This window comes from Polaribacter sp. YIW18 (genome assembly GCF_057219325.1).
On record NZ_JBXVVE010000025.1, the window covers coordinates 1 to 3,534 of the forward strand.

Annotated in this window: 2 protein-coding genes; both read right to left on the reverse strand. The window is 37.1% G+C overall.

All coding sequences use genetic code 11. The annotated features are described in order from the left end of the window. Positions 1-203: 203 nt before the first annotated feature. Complete coding sequence (locus tag AC2D6T_RS11990; RefSeq protein WP_484681644.1) at positions 204-1,088, reverse strand: PorP/SprF family type IX secretion system membrane protein; 885 nt, start codon at positions 1,086-1,088, stop codon at positions 204-206. A 23-nt stretch (positions 1,089-1,111) separates the two neighbouring features. After that, positions 1,112-3,534, reverse strand: a 2,423-nt coding sequence (locus tag AC2D6T_RS11995; protein WP_484681645.1) for an MBG domain-containing protein, incomplete at its 5' end; no start/stop codon positions are given.

Below are 3,534 nucleotides of genomic sequence, written 5' to 3' on the forward strand. Positions count from 1 at the left end.
ACCTTGTTCAATCTCTTGTACTATCTGAAGTTTTAGACTTAAACTGTAATCTTTTTGTGTACGTTTTTTGTAATTTGAATCCATAAATATAATGTTTAGGTGTAACACTATGTTAGGACGTGACAGGTTATACAAAAAAAACCCTCAACTGATGTTAAGGGATTTTTATTTCTAAGAACTTTAATTCTCTCTTTTTTCTTAATTTAAAATTGATACATTAACAAGACTTCTAATGAACTACCTACATTGCTGTATTGGCTTTGTGAGTTAACCTCGTATACCCAACCTGTTGTAAATTGATTGTTTAATTTTAAGTTCATTAAAGCTGCAAATGCATTGTTGGTTCTATAGGTAGCGCCTATCTCTAAACTTCTATTAAAACCTACCATGGTATTAAAATCTGTTATTATTGGCGCTCCTGTTACAGTACGCGTAAAAACACTTGGTCTTACGTAAATATTCTCTGACTTAGAAACCAAAAACTCATAGCCCATAGCACTGTACAAATGAGGTTTATCGGTAACAACACTAACCAATCCATTTTCTGTCTTGGTTTGTCTGGTATCTAAAACTCTTGGTACTCCTACCGAAAAGTAAAAAGCTCCCTTTGTATAATGCGCTCCAAAACCAATATTGGGTAAAATTATATCTGTCGTATTTAAAGAAGGATCTGCTACTAAATTATAGGTGTTTAAGCCACCTGCATTAATCGCATAAAAATTGGCTCCTGCCTTAACACCTAAATATAAGAAGGCCTCGTCTTCTAATTGTAAACGATAACTATAATCGATACTTACAAAGGTAGATTGTGTTACAAAAACCTTATCCATAATCACAGAAACTCCTAGTCCCACATTATTCCCGGCATCATAACCGTAGGTAAAGCTTGTGGTAATTGGAGACATTGGTGCATTTGCCCAATGACGCCTGTGTAACAAAGTCATCGTGCTACCGCCATCTAAGCTAACCGCTGCTGGATTAAATAATACCATTTGTGAGTTGTACTGTGTAATTAAACTCTCTTGTTGCGCTTTGGTATCTAATGATACTATAATCATTAATAAAGCTATAAAATATATTTTTTTCATAATTCTAGTGGGTATCTTAATGATTATTTTGTTTTGTATATCCAACCTTTATAATCGATTGTACCATTACCGTCTAAATCTAGTTGATAAAAGTAAGCTGCATTATCTGGCAAAGATTTTCCTGTATTACCTTGTTTTCTGCCGTTCCAAGTATTCAAGTACCCTTTCTTGCGATAGACTTCTTCGCCATATCTGTTGTAGATAAACACTTGATTATTTGGATAGTTCTCTATGTTATAAATCATCCAAGTATCGTTAATTCCATCGCCATTTGGTGTAACTGCTTCTGAGATATTAATCTCAACCGTATCACAAACATCTCCTAAACCATCACCATCTCTATCTTCTTGCAATGGATTATATGCTAAAGGACAGTTATCTTGATCATCATTGACACCATCGTTATCATCATCAGTATCTGTGGCATCATTTACGCCATCATTATCATTGTCTGTTCCGTTATCATTCAAGCCATCGCCATTTATATCTGCATCAGAATCATTGTTGATACCATCATTATCAATGTCTGAATCTACACAGTCTGGTAGTGTATCTCCATCAGTATCTGTGGCTAATGAACTGGAATCTAATGGATCTGATCCACAAGCAATCTCATTAACATCTAACTGACCATCGCCATCATCATCAGTATCTGCATTGTCTCCAGTACCATCGCCGTCCGTGTCTGTATCTTCTTCTGGATCTAATGGAAAAGCATCATTAATATCTAAAGTACCGTCGTTATCGTCATCAGGGTCATTTTCATCGTTGATGCCATCGGCATCGGTATCGTCTCCGTTATCGTTGGTTCCATCGCCATCTGGATCCACATCTTCGTCGTTTGGTATCCCATCGCCGTCACAGTCTGCTGTATACCAAGCTGTACTTGGTGTTTCTGTTTGGCTTGTTAATATTAAGTCACATGGGTCGGTTGCATCTGTATTATCATTATCCTCTATGTCATCTGCAACACCATCGCCATCTGTATCGATTCTAATAATGCTAAAAATTGCGTCTGTTTGAATGTCTAAAGTGTAATTATCACCTGCACTTAAGGTCCCTGAAGTTATCAAATACGTTCCAACTGCCTCGCCAGATTCTCGGGTTAAAGCTCCTGTAAATGCATCTGCTCCAAAAAGGTTTGGATCTGCTGTAAATACTAAAACAGGATCTTGGGCGCCATAGTCTTTCTCTTGATCTGCTATTAAAATATTAATACTTTTTGGTAGAATACTAAAAGTTATTTCTTTATTACCCGTATAATTTCCATAACTAACAATCTTCACTGTAGCTGTACCAACATTGATATTATTACTATAATCTAATCCATAATCAGTTCCTTGTACCAAAATAACTGATCCATCTTTCACCGTCAATGGTGGAGTGATATCCTGACCAGAATAAATGAAATCATCAATAGGGGCTATGCTAATAGTTGTATCCGTAATCGACTTACTAGTAATCGTAAAATCTGCGGTTACAAAACTTATGTTATAATTACTATCAGCAGCATCGGAAGGTGTAATGGTATAGGTATCTACAGCTTCTCCTGTTGCTCTTGCGATGCTAACTCCTGTATCTAAACTAGATTCTGTATCACCATTTACGAATCCTGTAATTGTATAGGTTAGTGCTGGCTCTGTTGCACCATATACTTTTGTTTGACCTGAATCAGCTGTTACTGTTAAAGCGGCTTTAGTAATGCTAAAGTCGGCTGTTACAAAGCCTATGTCATAATTACTATCAACAGCACCGGAAGGTGTAATGGTATAGGTTCCTACATCTTCTCCTATTGCTCTTGCGATGCTAACTCCTGTATCTAAACTAGATTCTGTATCACCATTTACGAATCCTGTAATTGTATAGGTTAACGCTGGATCTGTTGCGCCATATACTTTTGTTTGACCTGAATCAGCTGTTACTGTTAAAGCGGCTTTGGTAATGCTAAAGTCGGCTGTTACAAAGCTTATGTTATAATTACTATCAACAGCACCGGAAGGTGTAATGGTATAGGTATCTACATCTTCTCCTGTTGCTCTTGCGATGCTAACTCCTGTATCTAAATCTGATTCTGTATCACCATTTACATATCCTGTAATCGTGTAGGTAAGTGTTGGGTCTGTTGCACCATATACTTTTGTTTGACCTGAATCAGCTGTTACTGTTAAAGCGGCTTTGGTGATGCTAAAGTCGGCTGTTACAAAGCTTACGGTATAATTACTATCAACAGCACCGGAAGGTGTAATGGTATAGGTATCTACATCTTCTCCTACTGCTCTTGCGATGCTAACTCCTGTATCTAAACTAGATGCGGTATCACCATTTACGAATCCTGTAATTGTATAGGTTAGTGCTGGCTCTGTTGCACCATATACTTTTGTTTGACCTGAATCAGCTGTTACTGTTAAAGAAGCTTTGGTGATGCTAAAGTCGGCTGTTACAAAGC

What these genes read in the sequence shown, in the direction of transcription:
- AC2D6T_RS11990 (WP_484681644.1), bottom strand. Translation starts at nt 1,088, where the DNA reads ATGAAAAAAATATATTTTATAGCTTTATTAATGATTATAGTATCATTA.